The following is a 25,004-nucleotide window of genomic DNA, read 5'->3' as shown; positions in this document are numbered from 1 at the left end:
GGCACAAAGGCACACCCGCTTGAGGAGTTTGCAATGCGCATCATGCTGATGATGCTGGCCCTGTTTATCAGTACCGGGGCCAGTGCTTTTAGTCTCGACCATATTGAACCCGGTAACTGGTGGGTGGGTATGAAGCGCCCGTCGGTACAACTGATGGTTTACGGCAAAGGTATCGGCCACGCCGAGGTGTCGATGACGCCATATCCTGGTGTGACGCTGCAAAGCAGCACCCGGGTAGCCAGCCCTGACTACCTGTTTGTGACCCTGCGTATTCAACCGGCGGCCAAGCCTGGCCGGGTGCAACTGCACTTTCGTCAGGGCCAGCAACAGCAAGTGCTTGCTTACCCGTTGTGGCAGCGTCGTCAAGGTTCGGCAGCCCGCCAGGGCTTTTCAGCAAAAGATGTGATTTACCTCATTACCCCGGACCGATTTGCCAATGGCGACCCAGGCAATGACAACGTACCGGGCTATGGTGACAAAGCAAACCGAGCGAATCCCGGTGGCCGCCATGGCGGTGATCTGCAAGGGGTCATTGACCACCTTGACTACCTGCAAAAACTGGGTGTTACGCAATTATGGCTCAACCCGGTGGTGGAAAACGCCGTGCCGTCATACAGCTACCATGGTTACTCGGCCACCAATTTCTACCGGGTTGACCCACGCTTTGGCAGTAACCAGCTGTACCGTGAGCTGTCAGCGAAAGCCCGTGCTCACGGCATGGGGCTTATCATCGATGTGGTGCTTAACCATATTGGTGCCGAGCACCCGTGGATGAAGGATCTGCCGACCCCTGACTGGCTCAACGGCCAGCATTTTCACCCCACCAATCACCGCCGGGAAACCCTGCACGATCCGCACGGGGCCAAAGTTGACCAGCAGCAGTTCAATGACGGCTGGTTTGTACCGAGTATGCCGGATCTCAATCAGCGCAATCCGCTGGTGGCTACCTATCTCATTCAGAACAGTATCTGGTGGGTGGAATATGCCAATCTCAGCGGTATTCGTATCGACACTTATTCCTATTCCGACCGCACTTTCCTGGGGCAGTGGAGTCAGGCGTTGATGCGCGAATACCCGCACCTGAACATGGTGGGCGAGGAGTGGAGCACTGACCCGGCCATTGTCAGCTATTGGCAAAAAGGCAATCACCCCAAAGACGGTTATGTCAGTAACTTGCCGTCGCTGATGGACTTCCCGCTACAGGCGGCCATTGCCCCAGCGCTAACCGCCAGGGAAACCTGGAAAAGCGGTATCACCGGTTTGTATCAGGTATTGGCCGATGACTTTTTGTACGCCCATCCGAACAAGCTGGTGGTGTTTGCCGATAATCACGATACCAACCGCATCATGACCCAGCTTCATGATGATCCGGCGCTGTGGAAAATGGCGATAGCGTTGGTGCTTACTACCCGCGGGATCCCGCAGATTTTCTACGGCACCGAGCTGATGATGGCTAACCCCGGTGGCAAAAACGATGGCGTGATCCGCTCTGACTTCCCCGGTGGCTGGCCCGGCGATAAGGTCAATGCCTTTAGCGGTAAAGGATTGAGTGCGGCCCAGCGGGCGTCACAGCAGTATTTACGCACCTTGTTACAGTACCGCCAGCACAGCGCGGCGCTGACCAGCGGCCGCCTACTGCAATACGTGCCGGAGCAGGGCAGCTATGTGTATTTTCGTATCAGCCCGGGCCAACGGGTGATGGTGGTGCTGAATAAAACCGACAAAGTACTGACGCTCAGTACCAAAAGGTTCCGTGAGGGGCTTGTGCATTTTCACCATGGCCGTGACGTTATCAGCGGCCAGATTTTCGATCTTCGCCAGTCGCTGACGCTACCGGCTAAAACCGCTCGCATTCTGGAGTTATTACCATGATTCAGTTACCGCGCCTGCGCGCCCTGTTGCTGTTACTGACCGGCCTGTGGCTGGCCGGCTGTGCCAGTCAGCCGTACCAGCTGACACCACACCGTTTGGTGTTGAACGAGGCCAAAGGCCAGTTGATTTTGACGCCACTGAGCCCCGACAGCCTGCAAGTGGTTTATCAACCTAAAGGGCAGCGTAATCCGGCGTCACGAGCCATTGCGGCCAAGCAGTTGGTCACTGCCAGCCTGCATGATGGCGGCACTAACTGGGTGTATCAGCTGCCGGGTTTGCGTGCTGAAATTAATAAGAAAAACCACCACATCCGCTTTTACCGCGGCAAGAAGTTGCTGTTGGCCGAAAGCAGCGGCTTTAACCGCAATGGCCAGGTACAGCTGGGGTTCAAGCTGAGCCAGGGTGAGCAGCTGATGGGCGGCGGTGAGCGGGTGCTGGGCATGAACCGTCGTGGCCATATTCTGCCGCTCTACAACAAGGCCAGCTATGGCTATACCACCCATGCCGCGCAGATGTATTACAGCCTGCCGATGGTGATTTCCTCTAACAAGTACTTGCTGCTGTTCGACAACACCGCCAAGGGCAAGATGGATCTGGGGGCGACAGTTGCCGACCAGATGACCTTCAGTGCCGAAACCGGCCGCCGTGCCTATGTAGTGGTAGCGGGTCAGCACTTTGCCGATCTGACCAAAGATTACACCGCCATTACCGGCCATCAGCCATTGCCGCCCCGTTGGGCCCTGGGTAACTTTGCCTCACGTTTTGGTTACCATTCCGAAGCGCAGGTGCGGGATGTGGTGGCCCGCTACCAAGCGGCCGGTATTCCCCTCGATGCAGTGGTGCTGGATCTGTACTGGTTCGGTAAAGACATCAAAGGCCACATGGGCAACCTGGATTGGTACAAGGCGGCCTTCCCGACGCCGGTGAAAATGATCCACGACCTGCGCCAAGCCGGTGTGAAAACGGTGCTTATCACCGAGCCCTTTGTGCTGACCACCTCCAAGTGTTGGGACTCGGCGGTGCAAGCGGGGGCCATTACCCCCGATGCCAGCGGTAAGCCCGCTACCTTCGACTTCTACTTTGGTCACACCGGCCTGATTGATGTGTTCTCAAAAAAAGGCCGGAACTGGTTCTGGCAAAAATACCAGCATCTTATGGACCAGGGTGTGGCCGGCTTCTGGGGCGACCTGGGGGAGCCGGAAGTGCACCCGGCGACTCTGGTGCATGCCGAAGGTAGCGCCGATGCCCTGCACAATGCCTATGGTCATCGCTGGGCGCAGATGGTGTACCAACGCAGTATTCAGGCAGCACCGGATAAACGGCCGTTTATCCTGATGCGCAGTGGTTTTGCCGGCACCCAGCGCTACGGCATCATTCCCTGGACTGGCGATGTTTCACGCAGCTGGGGTGGCTTGAAACCGCAGGTGGAACTGGCGGTGCAGATGGGCGCCCAGGGCCTGGGTTATATCCATTCTGACCTCGGCGGCTTTGCCGGTGGTGACCACTTCGACCCGGCACTGTACCTGCGCTGGCTGCAATACGGTGTATTCCAGCCGGTGTTCCGCCCCCATGCCCAGGAAGAAATTGCCCCGGAACCGGTTTTTCACGGTCAGCATATTCAGGACGTGGTAGCCGGTTACATTCGCCAGCGTTACGCCATGTTGCCGTACAACTACACCCTGGCCTTTGAAAACAGCCTGACCGGCATGCCACTGATGCGCCCGGTCTTGTATGAAACGGATAAGGTCAGCGACTTTGACAACGCCCACAGCTACTTCTGGGGTGATGCCTTCTTGGTCACGCCGGTTACCGACGCTGATGCCAAAACCGTGACCACCGAACTGCCTGCGGGCGTGTGGTTTGACTATCACAATGACCACAAGGTTGTGGGGGGGCAGGCCTATACCCGGCCGACGGTGCTGGAGCGCTTACCGGTGATGGTGAAAGCCGGCAGCTTTGTGCCGATGGTGGCGCCGGTAATGAGCACGGATCAATACAGTACCCGCAATCTGACGCTGCATTACTGGGCAGATCCTTCCGTCACGCAGGCGCAGGGGCAACTCTACGACGATGATGGCCATAGCCGTGATGCTTATCAAAAAGGCCAGTACCAGCTGCTGCATTTCACAGCGCGTCAGGCCCAGGCTCTGACTATTCGCCTCAGCAGTACCGGCAACGGCTTTAGTGGAATGCCGAAACAGCGCCACATCACCCTGGTTGTCCACCATGCCGGTGCGGTTCAGCGCGTCAGCCTTGACGGCCAGGTGCTGGCGTTTACCCGCCAGAATGGTCAGGTACGCCTGCAATTTGATTGGGATGGCCGTGACAGCGCCATCACCTTGCAATAAGGAAGTCATTGATGAAACGCCTTGCTTTAGTGTTACTGATGTTGCCGCAGCTGGCATCGGCGGCTCCGACCCCTGCTCCTACAGAGCAGGGTAAGCCGGTTATCTATCAGATGTTTACGCGCTTGTTTGGTAATAAGAACAGCACCAATAAACCCTGGGGCACTATCAAACAGAACGGGGTCGGCAAGTTCAGTGATATCAACGACAATGCCCTAGCTGCCATCAAGGCCATGGGCGTGAAATACATCTGGTACACCGGTGTGCCGGAGCATGCCCAGGTGACCGATTACAGTGCTTTTGGTATTGCCAAGGATGATCCGGATGTCGTCAAGGGCCGGGCAGGCTCGCCTTATGCGGTGAAGGACTACTACAACGTTGACCCGGATCTGGCCAATGATCCGACCCATCGTTTGCAGGAATTTGAGGCGCTTATTCGCCGTACCCATGCTCATGGCATGAAGGTGATCATGGATATTGTGCCCAATCATGTGGCGCGCCGTTACCACTCCTCAGTTTACCCTGAGCGGGACTTTGGCCTGCACGATGACACATCGGTCGTCTATAAGCGCAATAACAACTTCTATTACGTGGTCGGTAAAGCCTTTAAGGTGCCAAAGCCGGAACATGGCTATAAACCAGTAGGGGGCGACCCGACGGTGGGCGCCGATGGTAAGTTTGCCGAATATCCGGCCAAGTGGACGGGCAACGGCTCACGCAAGGCCCAGCCGGATTTCAACGACTGGTACGAAACCGTCAAAATCAACTACGGCGTACGCCCTGATGGCAGCCACGACTTCCCGTCGCTACCGGCGAGTTACGCACACAAGGACTACCGCGCCCACTATGCATTCTGGCAAGGTAAATCGGTGCCTGATAGCTGGGTCAAGTTCCGCCAGATAGCGCTATATTGGCTCGCCAAAGGCGTCGACGGCTTTCGTTATGACATGGCCGGCATGGTGCCGGTGGAGTTCTGGAGCTACCTCAATAGCGCCATCAAAATGAAAAACCCCAAGGCGGTACTGATTGCCGAGATCTATCGGCCCAGCGTCTACCAGGATTATATCCACCTGGGGCAGATGGATTATCTGTACGACAAGGTCGATACCTACGACACGGTACGAGCCATTATGACCGGTAAGGCCGGCACCGGAGCCCTGGTGCCTGTTATCCAGCGCCTGGCCGGTGTCGATGGCCACTTGGTACGGTTTTTGGAAAACCACGACGAACAGCGCATTGCCAGCAGTGGTTTTGCCGGCAACGCTGCCAAGGGCAAACCCGGTATGGTGGTTACCGCGTTGCTGGGTAAAGGCCCGGCGATGATCTATTTCGGTCAGAGCCTGGGTGAACCGGCCAAAGGCGATGCCGGTTTTGGTAAAGCCAGCCGCACCACCATGTTCGATTACTGGGGGGTACCAACCGTACAGCGCTGGATGGACGGTGGCCGCTTTGACGGTGGCAAGCTCACCGCCAGTGAAAAGGCCCTGCATCAGTTCTATAGCCGCCTGCTGAACATTGCCGCCCGTGAGCCGGCCATGAAAGGGCCGCTGCAGGAACTGTACAGTGCCAATAAGGGGCAGCCAGGTTTTGATGACAAAGTCTTTGCCTTTGCTCGCTGGCAAGGTCATGACCGGTTACTGGTTGCCAGCAACTTTGATGTCAAGGCGCCACGGCAATTTACATTAAAGCTGCCGGCTGAGCTGATGAAAAAATGGCAACTTGCGGATGGCCAATACCCGTTGAAAGTGCTGCTAGGTAAAGCCTCGGCGCCTTTGCTGGTCAGCCATGGGCAAGGGAAATTGCTTATCCAGCTACCGCCGCTTGGGTCGGTGGTGTTAAAAGTTTAAGCAAAAAGGCCGGCGTAAGCCGGCTTTTTATTGTTATTGATTGAATTTTTATGCAGAATTACCGCGTTTAAATGCTTTTGGTGTGTCTGAATAAATAATGGTGAAAAGTGATGAAAACAGCCATAAATTGATAAAAACGCCATCAGTATCGTTTTCGTTAAAATACTGGACAGTAAGGCGGTAAATCCATATCATACCGCCAATTTGCCAAATGCACGGTAAAACGCATCATTATGATGCTCAGCTCCGGTGGTAAGTTACTGAATTATCTCAGTTTCTCAGCTATGGAGGTTGTTTTGAGTCAGCCAGCGCTCTTGGTTCTTGAAGACGGAACCATTTTCCGGGGAACGGCCATAGGGGCCAGCGGAAAAGCGGTCGGTGAAGTGGTTTTTAATACTTCAATGACCGGTTATCAAGAAATTCTCACTGATCCTTCTTATTCTCAACAAATTGTCACCCTCACCTATCCCCACATCGGCAATACCGGTACCAATTCAGAAGACCAAGAATCCAATCATATCTGGGCGACAGGCCTGGTGATCCGTGACCTGCCGCTGGTGGCATCGAATTTTCGTAACCAAAACAGCCTTTCTGACTACCTCAAAGTGCATAACATCGTTGCCATTGCGGATATTGACACCCGTAAGCTGACCCGCCTGCTGCGTGAAAAGGGTGCGCAAAATGGCTGCATTATGGCCGGTGAGCTGAGCGAAGCTGATGCACTGGCGGCGGCCCGCGCCTTTCCGGGGTTAAAGGGTATGGACCTGGCAAAAGTGGTGAGCACCGACAGCGCTTACCCTTGGTCTGAAGGCAGCTGGACTCTGGGTGAGGGCTTCAAACGCTTTGGTGATGAGCACTTCCAATATCACGTCGTAGCCTACGACTTTGGTGTGAAACAGAACATCTTGCGAATGCTGGCTGACCGTGGTTGTAAGCTAACTGTGGTGCCGGCGCAAACCTCGGCCAGTGAAGTACTGGCTCTGCAACCGGACGGTGTGTTCCTCTCAAATGGCCCCGGCGACCCGGAACCATGCCGTTATGCCATTGCTGCCATTAGCGAGTTGCTGGCGGCAGAGGTGCCGTTGTTTGGGATCTGCCTTGGCCACCAGTTGCTGGCGCTGGCCAGCGGCGCCCAGACGGCCAAAATGAAATTTGGTCACCACGGTGGTAACCATCCGGTCAAAGACTTAGACCGCGATGTGGTGATGATCACCGCCCAGAACCATGGTTTTGCTGTCGACGAAACCAGCCTGCCAGCGAATTTGCGGGCAACCCATAAATCCTTGTTTGATGGCAGCCTGCAAGGTATTCACCGTACCGACAAACCGGCCTTTTCCTTCCAGGGGCATCCGGAAGCCAGTCCCGGTCCGCATGATGCGGCACCGCTTTTTGATCACTTCATCGAACTGATGGCGGCTAAGGGGTAATCATGCCAAAACGTAACGATATTCAAAGCATTCTGATCCTCGGCGCTGGTCCCATCGTGATCGGCCAGGCCTGCGAATTTGATTATTCCGGCACCCAGGCTTGTAAAGCCCTGCGTGAAGAAGGCTACCGGGTGATCCTGGTGAACTCTAACCCGGCCACCATCATGACCGACCCAGAAATGGCCGATGCCACCTACATTGAGCCGGTACATTGGCAGGTGGTGGAAAAAATCATCGAAAAAGAGCGCCCCGATGCCATTTTGCCGACCATGGGCGGTCAGACAGCGCTGAACTGTGCTCTGGATTTGAACAAGCACGGGGTACTGGAACGCTTCGGTGTGGAAATGATCGGCGCTACAGCAGATGCCATTGATAAAGCCGAAGACCGCGAGCGTTTTGTTGAGGCCATGCACAACATTGGTCTGGATGTACCGCGGGCGCGTATTGCCCACAGCTGGCAAGATTGTGAGAGCATCCTTGATGACATCGGTCTGCCCTGCATTATTCGCCCCAGTTTCACCATGGGCGGCACCGGCGGCGGTATTGCCTACAACAAAGAAGAGTTCGAAGAGATCTGTGTGCGCGGCTTGGATCTCAGCCCCACCAACGAACTGCTCATTGATGAAAGCCTGATTGGCTGGAAAGAATATGAGATGGAAGTGGTGCGGGACAAAAACGATAACTGCATCATCGTCTGTGCCATCGAAAACTTTGACCCCATGGGTATTCACACCGGGGATTCCATTACGGTAGCACCGGCCCAGACCCTGACCGACAAGGAATACCAAATCATGCGTAACGCCTCTCTGGCGGTACTGCGTGAGATCGGGGTAGAAACCGGTGGCTCTAACGTCCAGTTCGGGGTGAACCCGAAAGACGGTCGGATGGTGGTGATTGAAATGAACCCGCGGGTGTCGCGTTCGTCCGCGCTGGCCTCCAAAGCCACCGGTTTCCCGATCGCCAAAGTTGCCGCCAAGCTGGCCGTGGGGTACAGCCTTGATGAGCTGATGAACGACATCACTGGCGGTGCCACACCGGCTTCTTTTGAGCCGTCCATTGATTATGTAGTTACGAAAATTCCGCGTTTTAACTTTGAAAAGTTCGCCGGTGCCAATGACCGCCTGACCACGCAGATGAAGTCAGTGGGTGAAGTGATGGCCATGGGCCGGAACCTGCAAGAATCACTGCAAAAAGCCCTGCGAGGCCTGGAAGTGGGCGCCAGTGGTTTTGACCCGATGCTGGACTTGGATGACCCTGAAGCCCTGGCAACTTTGCGCCGTGAGCTCAAAGAAGCCGGTGCCGAGCGTATTTGGTACATTGCCGATGCCTTCCGTGCCGGCATGAGTGTTGATGGTGTGTTCCGGCTGACCAACATCGACCCCTGGTTCCTGGTGCAAATCGAAGATTTGGTACGCCATGAGCAACAGGTGGCTGAGGCCGGCCTGGCTGGGCTTGATGCCGAAGCGCTGCGTCATCTAAAACGCAAAGGCTTCAGTGATGCCCGCCTGGCCGCCATCTTGGGCGTAGCCGAATCAGAAGTGCGTAAAATTCGCCACAACAACGGTATTTTCCCGGTCTATAAACGGGTTGATACCTGCGCTGCTGAATTTGCTACCTCTACCGCTTACATGTACTCCAGCTACGATGAAGAGTGTGAGGCTAAGCCGTCTGATAAAGCCAAAATTATGGTCATCGGCGGCGGTCCTAACCGTATTGGTCAGGGCATTGAGTTTGACTACTGCTGTGTACATGCGGCGCTGGCAATGCGCGAAGATGGTTACGAAACCATCATGGTCAACTGTAACCCGGAAACGGTTTCAACCGACTATGACACCTCAGACCGCCTTTATTTCGAACCCATTACGCTTGAAGACGTGCTGGAAATCGTTCGTATTGAGCAGCCCAAAGGGGTCATTGTGCAATACGGCGGGCAAACGCCGCTAAAACTGGCTCGGGCACTGGAAGCCGCCGGTGTGCCTATTATCGGCACCAGCCCAGACGCCATTGACCGCAGCGAAGACCGGGAACGTTTCCAGCAAGCGGTCGAGCGGCTTAATCTCAAACAACCAGCCAATGCGACTGTTACCAATCTCGAAGAAGCGGTACTCAAGGCCCGTGATATTGGCTATCCGCTGGTAGTTCGGCCGTCTTATGTGCTGGGTGGCCGCGCCATGGAAATCGTCTATGACGAAGTCGACCTGCGCCGTTACATGACCGATGCCGTGAAAGTCTCTAACGACAGTCCGGTACTGCTGGATCGCTTCCTTGATGACGCTGTAGAGGTCGACATTGATGCCATCTGTGATGGCACGGATGTGCTTATTGGCGGCATCATGGAGCATATTGAACAAGCCGGTGTGCATTCCGGAGACTCGGGTTGTTCGCTGCCGCCGTACACGCTCAGCCAGGATGTGCAGCAGCGCATGCGTGAGCAGGTGCGTAAGCTGGCGTTTGAACTGAATGTTATCGGCTTGATGAATACCCAGTTCGCGGTGAAGGATGACGAAATTTACCTTATCGAAGTGAATCCGCGAGCGTCTCGGACAGTGCCTTTTGTCTCGAAAGCCACAGGCTTGCCGCTGGCAAAAATTGCCGCCCGGGTGATGGCGGGGCAGTCTCTGGCAGAGCAGGGCATCACTGAAGAAGTTGTGCCGCCCTATTACTGCGTAAAAGAAGCGGTGTTGCCGTTCGCCAAGTTCATCGGGGTTGACCCTATCTTAGGGCCAGAGATGCGTTCCACTGGCGAAGTGATGGGCGTCGGTAAAACATTTGCTGAGGCTTATGCCAAAGCCGAATTGGGAGCCGGTACGGTCACGCCAATAGCCGGCCGTGCCTTGCTGTCGGTGCGTGATACCGATAAAGGACGGGTTGTCGATCTGGCGCACCGGCTCCTGGAGCTGGGGTATGAGCTGGATGCCACCCACGGCACTGCGGTTGTGCTGGGCGAAGCGGGCATTAACCCACGCTTGGTCAATAAAGTGCATGAAGGCCGGCCGCATATTCTCGACCGCATTAAAAACGGCGAATACTGCTACATCATCAACACCACCGAGGGCCGTCAGGCTATCGAGGACTCTAAAGTGATGCGCCGTGGCGCCTTGATGCACAAGGTCAGCTACACCACGACCCTTAATGCCGCCTTTGCCACCTGTATGTCAAAAACGGTATCGGATCGTGATTCGGTGATATCGGTTCAGGAAATGCAGCAGCAATGCTGAGAAAAAGCCCGCCGACCGGCGGGCTTTTTTATGGGCTTAGTTATTGACGATAGGGATCAGTTCAATTTCCACCCGGCGGTTCTTGGCTCGGCCGGCAGCGGTGGCATTACTGGCGATAGGCCGGGTCTGGCCATAACCGACAGTGTGAATGCGCTCCGGCATGACGCCGCGACGAACCAGAAAGCTTTTTACCGAGTCAGCACGGTTGACGGACAGGGTCTGGTTGTAGCTGGCGGAGCCGGTGGAGTCGGTGTGGCCGGACACTTCCACCATGGTTTTGGGGTAACGGTTCAGGGTTGTTGCCAAGTCACTGAGCACACTTTGGAACTGTGGCTTGATGTCGGCACGGTCAACATCAAAAGTGATGCCGTCAGGGATGGTCAGCAGCAGGTTGTCACCATTGCGTTGTACATCAATGCCGGTGCCTGCTGTTTGCTGGCGAATTTCCTGCTCCTGCTGGTCCATATAGTTGCCTACTGCGGCCCCGGCCAGGGCACCAACAGCGGCACCGACCAGTGCCCGATCACGGTGGTGGCTACCGGTGGATTTGCCCAGAATGGCACCGGCGATAGCGCCAATGGTGGCCCCTGTCGCGGTACGGTTGGTTTGGGTTTCGCCGGTATTCGGGTCGACGGTAGTACAGCCAGCCAGAACAATGGATGCGGCAAGAGCCATAACGGGTAACTGTTTGACTTTGAACATGATTGTCTCTCCACAAGGTTACCCTGAATAATAACAGGCCACCGCCTGCCTGCAGGCAGTCAGCGTGTCATTATTCACTTTTAATTCAGTGACTGCGTATCTTTACGGCCGGGTGCAGGTCAATATGGCCGTCAGCACCTACGGTGATGTAATGACTGTTATGTTCTAAAATAGCCAGCGGATCCTGTTGGGCGTTGCGTACAAACAACAGCCTGGCACCGACTTTCATCAGGGCATAAACCGCATCGAGCTGCATTTCGTCCAACATTTCAAAGTTCTGCTGAAGGTTGGGCATCTTTATACGCCTTTCGCCCTGTGACATTACCGTGGTCATGGTGGTTTCTCCATTAGCAGTATCTGATTAGTGTAGTACGGGCGACTCAGGAGGCTAGTGTTTTGCTGTTGGTTTTCGCTAGAATGCAAAAAAACACAACAGACTTGGCATTGCCATGGCGCGGTGCCGGGTTTTTGTTGTCTGAATTCAGCTAATGATACGGAGAAGCCATGAAGCCGATCCCCATGACCCAGGCGGGTGCCGACAAACTGCGTGAAGAACTCAAGCACCTTAAATCCGTGCGTCGGCCACAGATTATTGAAGCTATTGCCACAGCGCGTGAGCTGGGCGACTTAAAAGAAAATGCTGAATACCATGCGGCTCGTGAGCAGCAAAGTTTCTGTGAAGGGCGTATTCAGGAGATCGAAGGCAAGCTCTCTAATGCCCAGATTATTGATGTCACCAAAATGACAAACAACGGCAAGGTGATTTTCGGTAGTACCGTCACTGTGCTGAATCTGGATACTGACGAAGAAGTGACCTACCGCATCGTGGGTGATGATGAGGCTGATATCAAACAGAACCTGATTTCTGTTAGCTCCCCCATCGCCCGGGCGCTGGTCGGCAAGCAGCTAGACGATGCCGTGACGGTACAAACGCCGTCTGGTGCTAAAGAGTATGAAATTACTGACGTGCAGTACGTCTGAATAAAAAGGCCGCCTGGCAGGCGGCCTTTTCCTCGCCTTCAGCGCGGAAGACGGATTGTCGGTTGCTGCGCTGGCCGGTAAAACACCAGCATATGACCAATTTTTTGCACCTTTGCTGCACCGGTGTGTTCGGCAATGGTGTCAAAAATAGCCGCTTTGAGCTCATGGTCGCGGGTGGCCGCTTTAACCTTGATAAGCTCGTGGTGCTCAAGCGCCAGCTCGATTTCGGCCAACACGCCTTCGGTCAAACCGTTGACTCCCAGCATCACCACTGGCTTTAACGGGTGTGCCAGAGCTTTGAGATGTTGGCGCTGTTTCGGCGTCAGTTCCATGAAATAGACCCTTGTGGGTTGAAAACCGTAATTTTATCGCCATTTACAGGTGAAGATAAACGTCGAGAGACCGTTATGCCGAAAAACAAACGCTCTGCCAGCTCCAGCCGCTGGCTCAAGGAGCATTTTGACGACCAATATGTCAAAGAAGCGCAAAAAAGAGGCCTGCGTTCCCGCGCAGTGTTCAAGCTGGAAGCGCTACAGCAAAAAGATTGGCTGATACGCCCAGGCATGACGGTGGTGGATCTTGGCGCTGCACCCGGCGGCTGGTCACAACTGGCCAGTGAACTGGTTGGCGACAGCGGTGAAGTCATTGCCTGCGACATTTTGCCGATGGACCCACTGCCCGGAGTGGCCTTCTTGCAAGGGGATTTTCGCGAGGAGGCGGTGCTCAATGCGCTGTTGGCGCGGATCGGTGGGCGCAAAGTCGATGTAGTGCTATCGGATATGGCGCCTAATATGAGTGGTACCAAAGGTGTTGATCAGCCTCGGGCCATGTATTTGGTCGAGCTGGCACTGGAGATGTGTCATCAGGTTTTGACCCCCGGCGGCAGTTTTGCCGTAAAGGTGTTTATGGGGGAGGGTTTTGATGAGTATTTCAAAGCCATTAAGGCGGCGTTCACGTCAGTGAAAACGCGCAAACCCGAGGCTTCCCGATCGCGGTCATCGGAAGTTTACATTGTGGCTAGTGGGTATAAGTTATAGTACCCTGCCATCTATTAGCCCTTCGGCTTTTTAAGAGGTGCTTACTTTGAGCGACATGGCAAAAAATCTCATTCTCTGGCTGGTCATTGCTGTCGTACTGATGGCGGTCTTCCAGAGCTTCAATGGCACTGAGTCTCGTCAGGCGGGTGTCAGTTACACCCAGTTTATTGACTGGACAGACAAAGGGCAGGTCAAAGAGATCCATGTCGATAACAAGGATTCAGTGATCCGTGGTGTGCTCAAAAGCGGTGAGCACTTTGAAACAGTGATCCCCGGTGGTTATGACAAAGACTTGATCAATGATTCCAAAACTCATGGTGTGCAGGTTTACACCAAGAAACCGGAAAAGCCGAGTCTGTTGACCAATCTCCTGATTTCCTGGTTCCCGATGCTGCTGGTGATCGGGGTCTGGATCTTCTTCATGCGCCAGATGCAGGGCGGCGGTGGCAAAGGTGCCATGTCGTTCGGCAAGTCCAAAGCCCGCTTGCTTAGTGAAGATCAGGTTAAAACCACCTTTGCTGATGTGGCAGGGGTGGAAGAAGCGAAAGAAGAAGTTGCTGAATTGGTGGATTACCTCAAAGATCCGTCCAAGTTCCAGAAACTGGGTGGCAAAATCCCTAAAGGGGTCTTGATGGTAGGCCCACCGGGAACCGGTAAAACCCTGCTGGCCAAGGCCATTGCCGGTGAAGCCAAAGTGCCGTTTTTCACCATATCTGGCTCGGATTTTGTGGAAATGTTCGTCGGTGTTGGTGCCTCCCGGGTACGTGACATGTTCGAACAGGCCAAAAAAGCCGCACCTTGCATTATTTTCATCGACGAAATTGACGCTGTTGGCCGCCAACGTGGCGCCGGCCTTGGCGGCGGTCATGATGAACGTGAGCAGACCCTCAACCAGATGCTGGTAGAGATGGATGGCTTTGAAGGCAACGAAGGCATTATTGTCATCGCTGCAACCAACCGCCCAGATGTACTGGACCCGGCTTTACTGCGTCCGGGCCGTTTTGACCGCCAGGTTGTGGTAGGGTTACCTGATGTTCGTGGCCGTGAGCAGATTCTAAAAGTACATATGCGCAAAGTGCCGGTAGCCGATGATGTCGAACCTGCGCTGATTGCCCGTGGTACGCCTGGCTTCAGCGGTGCTGATCTGGCCAATTTGGTGAACGAGGCGGCACTCTTTGCGGCACGCACCAATAAACGCCTGGTGAGCATGGAAGAGTTTGAAAAAGCCAAAGACAAAATCATGATGGGCGCCGAACGCCGCTCCATGGTGATGACCGAAAAAGAAAAGGAAATGACGGCCTATCACGAAGCCGGGCATGCCATTGTCGGTCGTTTGGTGCCAGAGCACGATCCGGTTTACAAGGTGTCCATTATTCCCCGTGGCCGGGCCTTGGGGGTGACCATGTATCTGCCGGAGCGCGATCGGGTCAGCCACTCCAAGCAGCAACTCGAAAGCATGATCTCCAGTCTCTTTGGTGGTCGTCTGGCAGAAGACATCATCTATGGGCCGGAAATGGTCACTACGGGTGCCTCCAACGACATTGAGCGGGCCACGGACATTGCCCGCAAGATGGTTACGCAGTGGGGCCTGTCAGAAAAAATGGGGCCGTTGCTGTACGCCGAAGAAGATGGTGAGGTGTTCCTGGGGCGCAGTGCTGCCAAGAGCAAGCACATGTCTGATGAGACTGCCCGGGCCATTGATGAAGAAGTCAAACACGTCATTGACCGCAACTATCAGCGCGCCAAGAAGGTGCTGGAAGACAACATGGACATCCTGCATGCCATGAAAGATGCGCTGATGAAGTACGAAACCATTGATGCCAAGCAGATTGACGATCTGATGAACCGTCGCGATGTGCGGGCTCCCGCGGACTGGCAACCCCCCAAGCCGGATGACACGCCCCCGGCGGCTGGTGATTCAGACAAGCCAATCCAGCCTTCCGGTGGTGAGGCAACCGCTAACTGATGCCAAACCCCGAGCTTGCTCGGGGTTTTCTTTATCTGGAGTTTGCAATGAAACTGCCGCAGGTCATGGGCATATTGAATGTCACCCCTGATTCCTTTTCCGATGGCGGCCAGCATCTGCGGCTGGATGCCGCCTTACGCCGCAGCGAACAGATGATCGCCGAGGGTGCCAGCTGGATTGATGTCGGCGGAGAATCGACCCGCCCGGGGGCCGCCGAGGTCGCCGCAGACGAAGAAGTGGCGCGGGTAGTACCAGTGGTTGCGGCCATTAAACAGCGTTTTGATATTCATGTTTCAGTGGATACATCCAAGGCTGCGGTGATGAGCGGCGCTCTGGCGGCAGGCGCTGACATGATCAACGATGTCCGTGCGCTGCGTGAACCTGGGGCGCTGGCGGCGGTTGCTGCCAGTCAGGCCGAGATTTGCCTGATGCATATGCAAGGGCAGCCCCGAACTATGCAGACGGCACCTCATTATGAGGACCTGCTGACCGAGGTCAGCGCCTTTTTGGCTGAGCGTGTGCATGCCTGTGAAGCCGCCGGCATTGCCCGCAGCCGCCTCTGGCTTGACCCCGGCTATGGCTTTGGTAAATCCCTGCGCGATAATTACACCTTGCTGAACCGCCAGGCGGAGCTGGCGAAGCTGGGGCTACCGCTATTGGTGGGTATGTCTCGTAAGTCGATGATTGGCCAGCTACTGGAACGGCCAACCGATGAGCGTTTGCCTGGTTCTCTGGCCTGCGCTTTGCTTGCTGCGCAGCGGGGGGCTGGTATTATTCGCGTTCATGATGTCAGAGCAACCTGTGATGTGTTGCGGGTCTGGCAGGCAACAGAAACGGAGTGCAGCGAGTGAGTAACAGAAAATACTTTGGCACAGACGGCGTACGCGGGCTGGTTGGTGAGTACCCTATCACACCGGAGTTTGCTTTAAAGCTGGGCTTTGCTGCCGGTAAAGTGTTGGCAGGGCGGGGCTCCAACAAGGTGCTGATTGGTAAAGACACGCGTATTTCCGGTTATATGCTTGAGTCCGCTCTGGAAGCTGGCTTGTCTGCGGCTGGTATTGATATTGAGCTGCTCGGGCCGATGCCGACACCGGCTATTGCCTATCTGACCCGCACCTTTCGGGCCGAAGCGGGGGTGGTGATTTCCGCTTCCCATAACCCGTATCACGATAATGGCATCAAGTTCTTTTCCAGTGCCGGCGAAAAACTGCCAGATGAAGTGGAACTGGCGATTGAAGCTGAACTAGATAAGCCGATGCATGGCATCAGCTCTGAGCAGCTGGGTAAAGCCCGGCGTCTGGATGATGCTGCCGGTCGTTACATTGAATTTTGTAAGTCACATTTTCCGCCGCAGTTGTCGCTTAAGGGGCTACGGATGGTGGTCGATTGCGCCAATGGCGCTACCTACCATATTGCTCCGGCAGTATTTCGGGAGCTGGGGGCTGAAGTGATCACCATCGGTACCTCCCCAGATGGCCGCAATATCAACGCTGGCTGTGGTGCCACTGACACCAAAGCGCTGGCTGCCAGAGTGGTGGAAGTACGGGCAGATGTTGGCCTGGCGCTGGACGGTGATGGTGACCGGCTGATGATGGTTGATGCCAGCGGCCAACTGGTTGATGGCGATCAGTTGATTTTCATCATTGCCAGTTTCTTACAGCAACAAAACCGTTTGTCCGGCGGCGTTGTCGGTACTGTCATGTCCAACTTGGGAATGGAACTGGCCCTAAAAGAAAAAGGTATTGCTTTTGCCAGAGCCAGTGTTGGTGACCGCTACGTACTGGCCATGCTCAAGGAGAAAGGCTGGAAGCTGGGGGGCGAGTCTTCCGGGCATATTATCAATCTCGATCACACTACCACTGGCGACGGTATTGTTGCTGGCCTGCAGGTGTTGCACGCGCTGGTTAGCAGTGCACGGCCATTAAAGGAACTGGCTGCAGCCATGCCAAAGTTTCCACAGCGGCTGATTAACGTGCGTTACGTCAAAGGCAGCGAACCGATGGCAACAAGCGGTGTCAGTGAAGCGGTAACGGCCGCCGAGCAGTTACTGGGAGAGCAGGGGCGGGTGCTACTGCGCAAGTCCGGCACAGAGCCGCTGATCCGGGTTATGGTCGAAGGTCAGGACAAAGCGCTGGTGGAACAATGTGCGCAGGCCATTGCGGCAGCAGTGACGGAGGCTGCCCAATAATGCAGCACTTGCGCCGCATTTTGAAAAATCATCTTGCGGCGCGTCACACCGTTCGTTAATATCTGCCCCGCTTTCGAGGAGAAGGGCCAGTGGCCACTGCTCGAGTCGCTTGACAGTGGTTGTTAATTTGCGACAATCACGGCGCGGCGGGGGCCACTCCCTGCCAGAGACAGGAAACGACTGACTATGTATCAAGTATTGCTAGTGGTCTACCTGCTCGTGGCGCTGGCACTTATCGGTCTGGTGTTGATCCAGCAAGGTAAAGGTGCCGATATGGGTGCGTCTTTTGGAGCAGGAGCCTCGAACACCGTGTTCGGTGCTGGCGGTTCGGGTAACTTTTTGACTCGTTCCACCGCTATTGCCGCAGTGTTGTTCTTCATTCTCAGCCTGGCGCTGGGGAATATGACAACCAAGCAGGCCAAGCCTGACGATAAATGGCAAAACCTGCAGCAGCAAACTGCGCCGCAGCAGCAAAAGCAAGAGAAAAAACCGACATCAGAGAAGCCGGACGTACCGACTAACTGATGCAAGAATTGGCCGAGATGGTGGAATTGGTAGACACGCTATCTTGAGGGGGTAGTGCCTTAATTGGCGTGCGGGTTCAAGTCCCGCTCTCGGCACCAAGAATCAGCCTCGGACTTGAGAAAACCCTTCAAGTCCAGTAGTATGGCTGGCCTGTTTGACGCGGGATGGAGCAGTCTGGTAGCTCGTCGGGCTCATAACCCGAAGGTCGTCGGTTCAAATCCGGCTCCCGCAACCAAACATCTTGGCAAGGGGCAATATTACCTTGCCAGATTGACCCCGTGCGGGGTCTATCAACGTCAGGTTGAAAAGCCCCGCATGTTCGGGGCTTTTTGCTGTCTGAACGCTGTGTAAGCGATACAGCGTAGGAAACTGTCATGGTTTGGTCGTGACAGTCGGTCAAAATGGGCACTATTGCCCTTTTTTTATTTGTGATACGAGGTTGCCTTGGCAAAACTGGAACAGCAACTTACTGACATGTTAACCCCGGCCGTCGCCACTCTGGGCTTTGAGCTGTTGGGCGTGCAACTGGTACAAGCCGGCCGCAGTAGCACTGTACGGCTGTTTATCGATGGCCCGGATGGAGTCACCGTAGATAATTGTGCCGAAGTGAGTCATCAGGTCAGTGCTGTGCTGGATGTCGAGGACCCTATTGCGAGCGAATATAACCTGGAAGTCTCCTCTCCGGGACTGGACAGGCCCCTTTTCGTGCCGGCCCATTATGACAAAGTGGTGGGTAGCGATATTGAAATCAAACTGGTTGTGCCGGTAGCGGGTCGACGCCGCTTCAAAGGCAAGCTGGTTGCCATAGAAGGCGACATGATCCTGTTGGCTTATGAAGGCAAAGAAGACCGTTTTGCCTTCAATAACATTGATAAAGCCAATGTGGTTCCACAGTTTTGAACACGGCAAGGTGTAACGAGGCATCCCGATGAACAAAGAGATCCTGCTGGTTGTCGACGCTGTTTCTAATGAAAAAGCGGTTCCGCGTGAAAAAATCTTCCAGGCCCTGGAAGCCGCTTTGGCGACTGCTACCAAGAAAAAGCACGACAAAGATATTGATGTGCGGGTCGCTATTGACCGCAAAACCGGTGACTTCGACACATACCGCCGTTGGCTGATTGTTGAAGACAGTGATGACGTCCTGGAGCATCCGCTCAAAGAGGTGTCGCTGTCAGCCGCCCGGGCGATGGAAGAAAACGACGCTCTGCAAGCCGGCGAATATGTTGAAGAACAAATCGACTCCATCACTTTTGACCGTATTACCACGCAAACCGCCAAACAGGTGATCCTGCAGAAGGTGCGTGAAGCTGAACGGGCTCAGGTTGTTGAACAGTTTGAAGACAGTGTTGGCGAACTGGTCACCGGTACGGTGAAAAAAGCCAACCGCGACACCGTGGTACTGGATCTGGGTAGCAACGCGGAAGCTGTACTGTTCCGTGATGAGATGCTGCCTCGTGAATCGTTCCGTCCTGGCGATCGGGTACGGGCGCTGTTGCATTCGGTCAACCCAGAAGCCCGTGGCGCCCAGCTGTTTTTAAGCCGCACGCGCCCGGAGATGCTCATTGAGCTGTTCCGTATTGAAGTGCCGGAAATCGGTGAAGAGTTGATCGAAATTCGTGGTGCCGCACGTGATCCGGGCAGCCGGGCAAAAATTGCTGTGAAAACCAACGATCGGCGTATCGATCCTATCGGTGCCTGCGTTGGTATGCGTGGTGCGCGGGTACAGGCCGTGTCCGGTGAGCTGGGCGGTGAGCGTGTCGATATCGTGCTGTGGGATGACAATCCGGCACAGTTTGTTATCAACGCCATGGCGCCGGCCGATGTAGCGTCCATCGTTGTTGACGAAGACTCCAACAGCATGGACATCGCTGTCGAAGAGAACAATCTGGCCCAGGCCATCGGCCGTGGCGGCCAAAACGTGCGTCTGGCCAGTCAATTGACCGGCTGGGAACTCAACGTGATGACCGTTGCCGACCTCAACGCCAAGCATCAGGCCGAAGCAGGCAAGCTGGTACAGCTGTTTATTGACAAGCTGGAGATTGACGAAGATTTCGCCGCCATGCTGGTAGACGAAGGCTTCTCAACGCTCGAAGAAATTGCTTATGTACCGACCGCCGAGTTCCTGGAAATCGACGGTCTGAACGAAGAACTGGTGGAAGAGCTGCGTAACCGTGCCAAGGCGGCACTGACCACCGCAGCTCTGGCCACTGAAGAAAGCCTCGAAGGCGCTGAACCGGCTGAGGATCTGCTCAATCTGGAAGGGCTTGAGCGGCACCTGGCCTATACCCTGGCCAGCAAAGGTATTCGTACTCTCGAAGACCTGGCTGAGCAAGGTGTAGACGATTTGACCGACATCGACGAGCTGGATGAAGCTAAAGCAGGTGAGCTGATTATGGCTGCCCGTAACATCTGCTGGTTCGGTGACGACGCTGAGGCCTAAAACGGGATCAACGGAGGAAAGAATTAAATGGCAGATGTGACAATTGAAAAACTTGCCAGTGATGTAGGTACGCCGGTTGATCGCCTGATCCAGCAGTTTGCTGAAGTAGGAATCAAGAAGTCTCCTGCGGATGCTGTTAGCGAGGAAGAAAAGACCAAACTGCTGACTCACCTGAAGGAACAGCACGGTGGCGGCGATGGTGCCCCCAGTAAGCTGACCCTGACGCGGAAGAAAAAAAGCACCTTGTCAGTTTCTGGCACTGGCGGTCGCGCCAAAGAAGTGCAAGTGGAAGTGCGCAAGAAACGCACCTACGTAAAACGTGATCCGGCGGCCGAAGAACAGGCGCGCCTGGAAGCGGAAGCGGCAGAAAAGGCCCGTCAGGAAGCGGCAGAAAAGGCGCGTAAAGAAGCTGAAGCAAAACTGGCAGAAGAACGTGCCCGTCGTGAAGAGGCAGAAAAGGCTCGCCGCGAAGCTCAGGCCAGAGCCAGTGAAAAAGCCAAAGCCGCCGGTAAACCGAAAAAAGACGATGCGGAAGCTAAGCGCCTGAAAGAAGAGGCGGAAGAGCTGAAACGCAAACAAGAAGCCGAGGCGCTGAAAAAAGCGGAAGAAGAAGCCCGTAAGGCAGAAGAAGAAGCTCGTCGCCTGGCTGAAGAAAGTGAGAAACGTCTGGCTGAAGAAGCGAAGAAAAAGGTCGAAGAGGTCGACGACGGTAAATCCGCTTATGTTAAAGAAGCGGAAGTAGAGGCTGAGCGTGAGTCCGAAGGCCGTCGCCGTGGTAGTAAAGCCAAGGGCCAGAGCAAGCGCAATTCTGACAAGCGTGAGCGTGAGTCAGACCGTCGCAGTGCGCGGTTGCCGAAAAAGGGCCGGGGCCGTACTCCCGCGTCCATGAAGCATGGCTTTAACAAGCCAGCCCAGCCGGTAACCCGTGAAGTACAAATCGGTGAAACCATCACCGTAGGTGAACTGGCCAACAAGATGGCGGTAAAAGCAACCGAAGTCATCAAAGTGATGATGAAAATGGGTGCTATGGCCACCATCAACCAGGTTATTGACCAGGAAACAGCTCAGGTTGTGGCAGAAGAAATGGGCCACAAGGTTGTATTGCGTAAAGAAAATGAGCTCGAAGAGGCGGTACTGCAAGACCGTGATACCGAAGCCCATGTTGAAGGACGGGCGCCGGTAGTGACCATCATGGGTCACGTTGACCACGGTAAAACCTCTTTGCTGGACTATATCCGGAAGGCCAAAATTGCCTCGGGTGAAGCCGGTGGCATTACCCAACATATCGGTGCTTACCATGTGGAGCACGAGAAAGGGATGATCACCTTCCTCGATACGCCTGGTCACGCCGCCTTTACCGCAATGCGGGCCCGTGGTGCCAAAGCCACCGATATCGTGGTACTGGTTGTTGCAGCTGATGATGGCGTCATGCCGCAGACCAAAGAAGCTATTCAGCATGCCAAGGCTGCTGGTGTACCGCTGATTGTTGCGGTCAACAAAATGGACAAACCCGAAGCGGATCCGGAACGTGTGAAAGGCGAACTGGCGCAACACGACGTATTGCCGGAAGACTGGGGTGGTGAGGTTCAGTTCGTACCCGTATCAGCCAAGACCGGTCTGGGTGTTGACGAACTGCTCGATGCCATTTTGCTGCAGTCTGAAGTACTGGAGCTGACCGCCGTGAAAGACGGTATGGCCTCCGGTGTGGTTATCGAATCCCGCCTGGACAAAGGCCGTGGTCCGGTTGCGTCGATTCTGGTGCAGTCCGGTACTCTCAAGCAGGGCGACATCGTGCTGTGTGGCCTGGAATATGGCCGGGTACGGGCCATGCGTGATGAAAACGGCAATGAAGTCAAAGAAGCCGGCCCGTCCATTCCGGTGGAGATCCTTGGCCTGTCTGGGGTACCGTCAGCCGGTGATGAAGCCACTGTTGTTCGGGACGAGAAAAAAGCCCGAGAAGTGGCACTGTACCGTCAGGGTAAATTCCGTGATGTGAAGCTGGCCCGTCAGCAAAAAGCCAAGTTGGAAAACATGTTTGCCAACATGACTGAAGGCGAAGTGGCTGAGCTTAACGTGGTACTTAAAGCGGACGTACAAGGCTCTGTGGAAGCTATCAGCGATTCGTTACTGAAGCTCTCTACGGATGAGGTCAAGGTCAAGATTGTTGGCTCCGGTGTTGGTGGTATTACTGAAACCGACGCCACCCTGGCGGCTGCGTCCAATGCCATCATCCTTGGCTTTAACGTTCGTGCCGATGCCTCGGCCCGTAAGGTGGTTGAGACCGAGAATCTGGATCTGCGTTACTACAGCGTGATCTACGAACTGCTCGAAGAGGTTAAGCAGGCCATGACCGGCATGCTGGCTCCGGAGTTCAAGCAACAGATCATCGGCTTGGCGGAAGTACGGGACGTGTTCAAAGCACCGAAGATCGGCGCAGTTGCGGGCTGTATGGTCACCGAAGGGGTGGTCAAGCGTTCCGCGCCTATCCGCGTGTTGCGTGACAACGTCGTTATCTATGAAGGGGAGCTGGAGTCACTGCGCCGCTTCAAAGATGATGTACCGGAAGTCAAGAACGGTTACGAATGTGGTATCGGTGTGAAGAACTACAATGATGTTCGCGTTGGCGACCAGATTGAAGTCTTCGAAACCGTCGAGGTGACGCGCTCATTGTAAGAGCGCCAGGCACCAACAGACGGGGGCCAGTGGCCCCCGTCTTTGTCTTGAGGATGCAGTTATGGCAAATGAATTTAGCCGCACCCGCCGGGTCGGCCAGGAGCTGCAACGGGAAATCGCCGTGATTTTGCAGCGGGAAGTGAAAGATCCGCGCATTGGCATGGTTACCGTGTCAGCGGTGGAAGTCAGTCGCGATCTGTCGCACGCCAAAGTATTTATTACCCTGTTTGAGCAGGACGAGGCCAAGGTGCAGCAAACCCTCAAGGGCTTGCAAGAGGCCAAACCTTACATTCGCAGCCTGATTGGCTCACGCATTCGCCTGCGCGTTGTACCTGAGTTGAAGTTTGTACACGACACATCGCTGATTGACGGCATGCGCATATCCAATGCGGTCAGCCAGGCCGTGGCAAGTGATCAGGCGAAAAAGGCCCAATACGGTAGTGATGAAGAGGGCGGTGAATGAGCCGCCGGCGTGCAAAAGGGCGGCCGGTCAACGGGATCGTGCTGCTAGATAAGCCCCAGGGCCTGTCATCTAACGATGCTTTGCAACGGGTTAAGCGTATCTATTTTGCGCAAAAGGCTGGTCACACCGGTGCCTTGGATCCTCTGGCAACCGGCATGCTGCCGATCTGTCTGGGTGAGGCGACCAAGTTTTCCCAGTACCTGCTTGATTCTGACAAGAGCTACCGGGTTATTGCCAAGCTGGGGGTGCGTACCGATACCTCCGATGCCGATGGCGAAGTAGTCAGTACCCGGCCTGTAGCAGTTACCCCGGGCGAGTTGCTTGAGGCGCTTGATCACTTCCGTGGCGATATCCAGCAAGTACCGAGCATGTTTTCGGCGCTCAAATATCAGGGTAAACCACTGTACAAATATGCCCGCGAAGGCATTGAAGTGCCCCGCGAAGCCCGGCCGATCACTGTCTATAAGCTAACGCTGGAGCGCTTTGACGATGATGAGCTGGAACTGGAAGTACACTGCTCGAAAGGCACCTATATTCGCACTATCATCGATGACCTTGGTGAGCTGCTTGGCTGTGGCGCCCATGTAACCATGTTACGGCGCTTGCAGGTGGCAGATTACCCAGCGGAGTGCATGGTCACACTGGAGCGCCTGGAAGCGATGCTCGAGCAAGCCCATCGCGATGAAGTACCGCCTAGTCAATATCTGGATGCCTTACTGCTACCGGCTGACACAGCGGTCGCTTCACTACCGGTAGTAACGCTGGGTGAAGCCAGTGCTTTTTATATCCGTCAGGGCCAGCCGGTACAGGCCAGCGGAGCACCGGTCGATGGCCTGGTGCGGATCATGGCCGATGGCGAGTTTATTGGCGTCGGTGAAGTGGACGACGATGGCAATATCGCCCCGAAAAGAATGGTGGTCAGTTGACCCTTGGCAGCTGCTTGTCATTGGGGTAAACTGCGCGCCTCTTGCGTAGCTGAATTAGTGATCGGCTACGCCTTATCAATCAGGAGTAAATCATGTCACTAAATGCAGAAATCAAAGCTCAGATCGTTGCTGAACACGGCCGTGGCCAGAATGACACCGGTTCCCCGGAAGTCCAGGTTGCCCTGCTGACTGCTCAGATCAACCACCTGCAAGGTCACTTCTCTCAGCACAAAAAAGATCACCACAGCCGTCGTGGTCTGCTGCGTATGGTTTCTCAGCGTCGTAAGCTGCTGGACTACCTGAAGAAGAAAGACGTTAAACGTTACGCTGACCTTATCGGTAAACTTGGCCTGCGTCGCTAAGATCTGCCAGGGTTTCAGAAAAAGGGAGCAGC

At 55.0% G+C, this 25,004-nt stretch carries 20 protein-coding genes and 2 tRNA genes; 19 read left to right on the top strand and 3 right to left on the bottom strand.

Annotation, left to right across the window (positions count from 1 at the left end; all coding sequences use genetic code 11):
- Nucleotides 1-33 precede the first annotated feature (33 nt).
- The 5 genes from WDB70_RS09720 (at nucleotide 34) to carB (ending at nucleotide 10,709) form a co-directional block, all read left to right on the top strand.
- A complete protein-coding gene (locus tag WDB70_RS09720) occupies nucleotides 34-1,872 on the top strand; it encodes a glycoside hydrolase family 13 protein (RefSeq protein ID WP_406663796.1) in 1,839 nt (612 codons plus the stop codon).
- A complete protein-coding gene (locus WDB70_RS09715; protein ID WP_406663794.1) occupies nucleotides 1,869-4,220 on the top strand; it encodes a TIM-barrel domain-containing protein in 2,352 nt (783 codons plus the stop codon). The genes WDB70_RS09720 and WDB70_RS09715 overlap by 4 nt, the downstream gene beginning before the upstream one ends.
- An 11-nt stretch (nucleotides 4,221-4,231) precedes the next feature.
- Nucleotides 4,232-6,064: an alpha-amylase family glycosyl hydrolase gene (locus WDB70_RS09710; protein ID WP_406663793.1), complete on the top strand. Its 1,833-nt coding sequence runs from the start codon at nucleotides 4,232-4,234 to the stop codon at nucleotides 6,062-6,064.
- 296 nt (nucleotides 6,065-6,360) lie between these two features.
- Nucleotides 6,361-7,491, top strand: coding sequence for a glutamine-hydrolyzing carbamoyl-phosphate synthase small subunit (gene carA, locus WDB70_RS09705; RefSeq protein ID WP_406663791.1), 1,131 nt, complete (start codon nucleotides 6,361-6,363; stop codon nucleotides 7,489-7,491).
- A gap of 2 nt (nucleotides 7,492-7,493) precedes the next feature.
- Complete coding sequence (carB, locus tag WDB70_RS09700) at nucleotides 7,494-10,709, top strand: carbamoyl-phosphate synthase large subunit (protein WP_406663789.1); 3,216 nt, start codon at nucleotides 7,494-7,496, stop codon at nucleotides 10,707-10,709.
- 36 nt (nucleotides 10,710-10,745) lie between these two features.
- Here the strand turns inward: carB and WDB70_RS09695 are convergent, their stop codons facing one another.
- Nucleotides 10,746-11,411, bottom strand: coding sequence for an OmpA family protein (locus WDB70_RS09695; RefSeq protein ID WP_406663787.1), 666 nt, complete (start codon nucleotides 11,409-11,411; stop codon nucleotides 10,746-10,748).
- An 85-nt stretch (nucleotides 11,412-11,496) separates the two neighbouring features.
- On the bottom strand, nucleotides 11,497-11,706 hold the full coding sequence (locus WDB70_RS09690; RefSeq protein ID WP_406663785.1) for a hypothetical protein: 210 nt from the start codon (nucleotides 11,704-11,706) through the stop codon (nucleotides 11,497-11,499).
- 209 nt (nucleotides 11,707-11,915) lie between these two features.
- Between WDB70_RS09690 and greA the strand changes: the two genes are divergently transcribed.
- Complete coding sequence (greA, locus tag WDB70_RS09685; protein ID WP_406663783.1) at nucleotides 11,916-12,392, top strand: transcription elongation factor GreA; 477 nt, start codon at nucleotides 11,916-11,918, stop codon at nucleotides 12,390-12,392.
- Nucleotides 12,393-12,430: 38 nt separating this feature from the next.
- Here the strand turns inward: greA and yhbY are convergent, their stop codons facing one another.
- Entirely contained in the window at nucleotides 12,431-12,724 is a 294-nt protein-coding gene (yhbY, locus tag WDB70_RS09680) for a ribosome assembly RNA-binding protein YhbY (RefSeq protein ID WP_406663781.1), read from the bottom strand.
- Nucleotides 12,725-12,799: 75 nt separating this feature from the next.
- Here yhbY and rlmE point away from each other — a divergent pair, with 75 nt between their 5' ends.
- From rlmE to rpsO, 13 genes are all read left to right on the top strand, one after another.
- Nucleotides 12,800-13,429, top strand: a complete 630-nt coding sequence (gene rlmE / locus WDB70_RS09675; RefSeq protein WP_406663779.1) for a 23S rRNA (uridine(2552)-2'-O)-methyltransferase RlmE — start codon at nucleotides 12,800-12,802, stop codon at nucleotides 13,427-13,429.
- Nucleotides 13,430-13,475: 46 nt separating this feature from the next.
- Nucleotides 13,476-15,395, top strand: a complete 1,920-nt coding sequence (ftsH, locus tag WDB70_RS09670) for an ATP-dependent zinc metalloprotease FtsH (RefSeq protein ID WP_406663777.1) — start codon at nucleotides 13,476-13,478, stop codon at nucleotides 15,393-15,395.
- A 47-nt stretch (nucleotides 15,396-15,442) separates the two neighbouring features.
- Nucleotides 15,443-16,246, top strand: coding sequence for a dihydropteroate synthase (folP, locus tag WDB70_RS09665; RefSeq protein WP_406663775.1), 804 nt, complete (start codon nucleotides 15,443-15,445; stop codon nucleotides 16,244-16,246).
- A complete protein-coding gene (gene glmM, locus WDB70_RS09660) occupies nucleotides 16,243-17,583 on the top strand; it encodes a phosphoglucosamine mutase (protein ID WP_406663773.1) in 1,341 nt (446 codons plus the stop codon). Before folP ends, glmM begins: the two co-directional genes overlap by 4 nt.
- A 186-nt stretch (nucleotides 17,584-17,769) precedes the next feature.
- The gene (gene secG, locus WDB70_RS09655) at nucleotides 17,770-18,108 is read left to right on the top strand and encodes a preprotein translocase subunit SecG (protein WP_406663771.1); all 339 of its coding nucleotides are present in this window, start codon (nucleotides 17,770-17,772) and stop codon (nucleotides 18,106-18,108) included.
- An 11-nt stretch (nucleotides 18,109-18,119) separates the two neighbouring features.
- A tRNA-Leu gene (locus tag WDB70_RS09650) sits at nucleotides 18,120-18,206 on the top strand.
- Nucleotides 18,207-18,266: 60 nt separating this feature from the next.
- Nucleotides 18,267-18,343 (top strand) — tRNA-Met (locus WDB70_RS09645).
- 209 nt (nucleotides 18,344-18,552) lie between these two features.
- Entirely contained in the window at nucleotides 18,553-19,008 is a 456-nt protein-coding gene (gene rimP / locus WDB70_RS09640; RefSeq protein ID WP_406663769.1) for a ribosome maturation factor RimP, read from the top strand.
- A gap of 28 nt (nucleotides 19,009-19,036) precedes the next feature.
- Nucleotides 19,037-20,548 carry a transcription termination factor NusA gene (gene nusA, locus WDB70_RS09635; RefSeq protein ID WP_406663767.1) on the top strand — a complete coding sequence of 504 codons (1,512 nt, stop codon included), beginning with the start codon at nucleotides 19,037-19,039 and terminating at the stop codon, nucleotides 20,546-20,548.
- 27 nt (nucleotides 20,549-20,575) lie between these two features.
- Complete coding sequence (infB, locus tag WDB70_RS09630) at nucleotides 20,576-23,221, top strand: translation initiation factor IF-2 (RefSeq protein WP_406663765.1); 2,646 nt, start codon at nucleotides 20,576-20,578, stop codon at nucleotides 23,219-23,221.
- Between the two features lie 61 nt (nucleotides 23,222-23,282).
- Nucleotides 23,283-23,684: a 30S ribosome-binding factor RbfA gene (gene rbfA / locus WDB70_RS09625; RefSeq protein WP_406663763.1), complete on the top strand. Its 402-nt coding sequence runs from the start codon at nucleotides 23,283-23,285 to the stop codon at nucleotides 23,682-23,684.
- Nucleotides 23,681-24,610, top strand: coding sequence for a tRNA pseudouridine(55) synthase TruB (gene truB, locus WDB70_RS09620; RefSeq protein ID WP_406663761.1), 930 nt, complete (start codon nucleotides 23,681-23,683; stop codon nucleotides 24,608-24,610). Before rbfA ends, truB begins: the two co-directional genes overlap by 4 nt.
- 92 nt (nucleotides 24,611-24,702) lie before the next feature.
- On the top strand, nucleotides 24,703-24,972 hold the full coding sequence (rpsO, locus tag WDB70_RS09615) for a 30S ribosomal protein S15 (RefSeq protein WP_406663759.1): 270 nt from the start codon (nucleotides 24,703-24,705) through the stop codon (nucleotides 24,970-24,972).
- The last annotated feature ends 32 nt before the right edge of the window (nucleotides 24,973-25,004 follow it).

Origin of the sequence: Gallaecimonas aegicerasi, from assembly GCF_045291545.1 — a bacterium.
GTDB lineage: Bacteria > Pseudomonadota > Gammaproteobacteria > Enterobacterales > Gallaecimonadaceae > Gallaecimonas.
The sequence above is the reverse complement of the archived record's forward strand: the minus strand, read 5'-3'. Positions and strand labels throughout refer to the sequence as shown.